Annotated in this window: 5 protein-coding genes; 2 read left to right on the top strand and 3 right to left on the bottom strand. The window is 36.2% G+C overall.

Annotated elements, in window-relative coordinates:
* Nucleotides 1-308: 308 nt before the first annotated feature.
* Nucleotides 309-701 carry an OsmC family protein gene (locus tag PLK24_RS08840; RefSeq protein WP_324478294.1) on the bottom strand — a complete coding sequence of 131 codons (393 nt, stop codon included), beginning with the start codon at nt 699-701 and terminating at the stop codon, nt 309-311.
* 179 nt (nt 702-880) lie between these two features.
* Between PLK24_RS08840 and PLK24_RS08835 the strand changes: the two genes are divergently transcribed.
* Nucleotides 881-1480: a hypothetical protein gene (locus PLK24_RS08835; protein ID WP_324478292.1), complete on the top strand. Its 600-nt coding sequence runs from the start codon at nt 881-883 to the stop codon at nt 1478-1480.
* A 49-nt stretch (nt 1481-1529) separates the two neighbouring features.
* On the opposite strand, the gene PLK24_RS08830 is transcribed toward PLK24_RS08835, so the two are convergent.
* The gene (locus tag PLK24_RS08830) at nt 1530-2744 is read right to left on the bottom strand and encodes a VanW family protein (protein WP_324478289.1); all 1215 of its coding nucleotides are present in this window, start codon (nt 2742-2744) and stop codon (nt 1530-1532) included.
* Nucleotides 2745-2786: 42 nt separating this feature from the next.
* On the bottom strand, nt 2787-3890 hold the full coding sequence (locus PLK24_RS08825; protein WP_324478287.1) for a SurA N-terminal domain-containing protein: 1104 nt from the start codon (nt 3888-3890) through the stop codon (nt 2787-2789).
* Nucleotides 3891-4057: 167 nt separating this feature from the next.
* Between PLK24_RS08825 and fabZ the strand changes: the two genes are divergently transcribed.
* A partial coding sequence (gene fabZ, locus PLK24_RS08820; protein ID WP_324478285.1) for a 3-hydroxyacyl-ACP dehydratase FabZ occupies nt 4058-4374 on the top strand: 317 nt, incomplete at its 3' end.

The raw sequence follows: 4374 nt of genomic DNA, 5'->3' as shown, positions 1-4374 counted from the left end.
GATCCTCACGCGGAAAAGCACCGCTCAGGATGACGGATTAAGGGCACACCCCCCTCAATGGGGGAATTCATTTTATGTTATTTTCAGGATAGATCTTCATGGCGCTTAGGTGGCATCAGATGAAGATGAAAAACCAAGAATTCGACGTGTCAAGGCAAGCCGCTACCTTAATTAAAGAATGGGCACAATTTATTGTGTCCCTACAATTTTATATTCTTTGGTAGGGGCTTGATTTATCATACCCGTGTATTTTAAGGATAGACGGTTTAAATTAGCTTTTCCAACAACGTTTTCTAGTGGGTAGGTAACTAAGACATTAAATGAGTTTCAATTTTTTCTACTCCACCTCGTAAAGTATTCATAACAGTGCAGGCTCTTTCTCCAGCTTGGATTAATCTTTCTTTTTCTTCAAGAGTAAGATTGCCAATAATTTCGACATTGACATCGATCGACTGAATTCGAGAGGGAGCCGAGCCTAAATCACCTTTAATCTTAAGAATGACTTTTTCTAAAGGATAATTTTTGTTTTTGGCGTAGGCAAATAATGACCCAGAAAAGCAACTTCCTAAAGCGGCAAGAACATATTCAGTTGGCCAATGGCCGGAATCACTATCGGCACCGCTACTTTTAAACAATATCTTTTCGCCCTTGATATCGGCTTCAATTTTTCCTTTTTGTGCAGAGAGCTCAATATAAGCCATGGTTATCCTCCTCAATTTGATAAATGTATGTTACCATCATTTATGATATTTTTAAAAAGTCATATATTTGCAAAACCAAAAATATTTAAAACCATTCCAAAAATAAGCAACAAAATGGCTTCAATTAGGATAAAAGAAGAAAGTAGGGTTAAAATGAAATTGGAGCGAGGAGGACTCATATGAAGAGAAATTGGTGGTTTATTCTTGGTTTTATGATTATAGTTTTTTTAATTTCCGGATGTGCTCAGATTGAGGTGGGAATTAAGATCGATTCCAATGCGACCATTCCCAAAGCCAGAATTTCAATTAGCACAACTGATGTCAATGTCTATAGTCAAATAAAAAAGGCTGCTGTGAATGAATATAAAAAACTACCCGAAGACGAAAGAAGCTATGTTGAGATCCAAGCCAAAGAAGACGCCTCTCCTTATATCATAGCGTGGGTATGGTCTTTCCCCAATCAAGAAAAAGCCCAGCAATTTACCGAACAATTTTTAGGCTCAACTGCCAAGTTAACCAAAGATCAAGACCTGGTGATTCTGGAAGCGACCTTAAAAGGAGAAGATTTAGGAGCGGCTTTGGATAAAATGGGTGCTGGAACAGTCAAACCATTATTAGGCAACGTCATCTTAGCACTCAAAGCGTATATGCCAGGAGAAGTCATTAGTTATGTTGATGGAAAGGTTGAGCAAAATACCTGGACTTTAGAAATGAATGTTGGGAAAGTTTATAAAGAAAAGCCTACTTATGATATTGAGGTTATCTCAAGAGATAAATAATTAATGGAAAGTTAACCAATAAAAAAAGGGGAGTTACTCGCCTCTTTTTTTATTGGTTTTTGTCGATTTGCTCTTTTAGTGTTTCGGCATATTCTTTTGGAATTAAATACCGATCTTTATATCTTTTTTCTACTATATCGTTTTTCAATACCGTGGTTTCAACCTCGATAAATGCCTCTGAGTCTCCATTGGCAGTAATGCTTTGGATTTGGCTCATGATTGATTTGGTTCCAGAAAATTCCTTTTCTCCCCAAATTTCTGCTACGAGACGATCACTATCAACATAAGTAAATATAGCTATCCGCTGTTGTGGAAAACTAAATTTAAGGTCTTTATATCCAAAACTAACAGCTGCATCAAGTCCCGGTTCAACATAAGAAGTGGTCTCCGAATAACCAGAGTGGGAGCTTCGTTCGATGATTTTTGCATCACATTGAAGGAGGGCATTATACAAAGTTGAAGAAACTTGGCATACCCCTCCTCCATAACCAGGTACCAGCTTTCCATTAACTACAACTTTGGTCTCGAGGTAACCATCATCTTTATCGGCAGGACCTACAATTCGGTTAAAAGAAAAAATTTCTCCCTTTTCTAAAATGTAACCGTCGACACTTTTGGCACCTTTATCAATATTAAAACGAGTATTTTCGTCTTTTTCCACCAATGAAGTTTCATAGCGAGCTAATAAGTGCTGGAATCCCAGTGACTGGAGTAAGGTTTTCGTGTCGATGGTTGGATTCAGAATCTCATAACTTTTTATAACGATATTGTCTAAACCTTGTGAAAGTCTATTACGGATTTCGTCTATAGCATTGGCTAAGTTAAGACGATAACCAGTTATCGAACGAATTATCCGTTCATCTTTTTGTGAGGCATCTTGAGGTGTTAAATTGGTTTTTTCAGCAATAAAATGCAAAGCTTCTACAACTTTTTTTTCATTCCAAGAAAAAAAGAGCGGAACGTGTTGATTTTGGTTTTTTCTCTGTAAAAGGCCTTTTTTTATTTGAGATAAGTTCCATTGAATCGAAAGAGCTTTTTTGTCAATAAGAAAATGTTTATCGAGAGCTTGTATTTGAAGTTGTTCAGAAATCCATTTCCTTTCCATGAGTTGGAGATAAGGAATAATATCATTTTTGGCAATATTGCTAAAACTTTGATTAAGAAAAAACACGTTTTGAGGTGTAGAAGAAAAAACCCGGGGAATAAATACAATAAACAAACCTATAATCAAAACGATCAAAAGAAAAGATAGGGCTGTTTTCATTTTTGATGAATATCGATGAATAATCAATAGAAACAAAATCCTCTAAGGATTTGGTGTTGATGTTATATCGGGTATTTCGGTTGGTTCGGATGATTCAGGCAATGGCGCTGCCGGATTCTCAGATTGCAGCGGCTCAGTCGGCGATGGTTCACTTACTATACCTGAGGCTAAAATGCTCTCAGAATATTCTATTTTGGATTTGTTGCGAATTTCAGCAACTAAATGCTCTAATTTTACTCTTTTTTGCTCGTTTTCGAGAATTACTTTTATTTCTTCTTGAGACTCTTCCAATGTTTTATCCTCAGCTGGTTTGGTTTCAATAAGTTTAAAGAATTGATAGTTGTTTCCGACTTTCACAATTGGAGTAACGCTACCCAATTTATCTTTCAATTCAATAATAGAATCTTTAGCTTCGTTGGGAAGGGCATTTTCTGATATCCAACCAGCATCTCCACCTTGGGAAGCATAGGTGTCAATTGAATTCAACTTAGCTAAATTGGAAAAATCTTCACCCAAACTGATTCTTTTATAGACTTTCTCGGCTTCTTCTTGAGATGGAAATGTCATCTGATTGAGGTGATATTGGGTTGGCGTTGAAAACAAACTTTTATTTTCTTCGTAATAATTGTTAATGTCTTCAGGCGGGATAACAATACTTTCGTATAATGAATTAGTAAGGTGGGTGATCATCAAATCTCTTTTGATGGACTCTCTCATATCATTTATTCGGATTCCATTGTATTGTAAGTAATTTTGAAAATCCCGATCAGAAGGAAAATTGGCTTTAATTTCATTTAGCCTGGTATTAATATCATTATTATTCACTTTAATTTTTCGTGATTTTGCTTCCTGGTGTAAAAGTTCATTGTTTATCATACTTTCTAAGGTGAGTCTTTTAAGGTAATTAATTCCCTGTTCGTCAAGTTCGTTGAGATATTTGTTATCAAACTGAGAGATGAAATTACGGAATTGATTTTCAAGGTCATAAATAGTAATAACGGTATTGTTAACAGTTGCCGCCGCTGCGGCACTTTGTGAAGGATTTTGTGATCGGCGACTGAAAGTACCATAAAAAATAGTAAAAACAAAGGCAACCACAATGATTATGATGATAACATCGAGATTTTTGCGAAGTCCTCTCAGCATATATTCTCCCACCCCTGAGACAATTATTGTTATTTTTGGTAAAATACTACTCCAGTTATCCTTTTATGTCAATTTACCCAAAATTCTCTCAATAGTCCAGCGTGAACACGACGAACTGATAGAGGATTGAATAGAAGACTTTTAAAAAAAAGGGGAGGTATTAAAAAATGGACTTGGATAATCGAATGATCCAGAGAATCTTGCCTCATCGTTTTCCATTTTTATTAGTAGATAGAGTTACTATTGAAGAAATGACTGCCGTTGGAATTAAAAACGTGACAATCAATGAATGGTTTTTTCAAGGTCATTTTCCGGGATTACCAACCATGCCAGGTGTGCTCATTATCGAAGCTATGGCTCAGGTGGGCGCCACAATGATGATGAATTTGGATGAGTATCATGATTGTGTTCCTTATTTTACCACGATTGATAGGGTGAAAATTAGAAAACCGGTTGTCCCGGGCGACCAATTAATTATTAAGGT

Source organism: Atribacter sp., from assembly GCF_035418125.1.
GTDB lineage: Bacteria > Atribacterota > Atribacteria > Atribacterales > Atribacteraceae > Atribacter > Atribacter allofermentans.
This window is presented reverse-complemented; position numbering and strand designations above follow the sequence as displayed.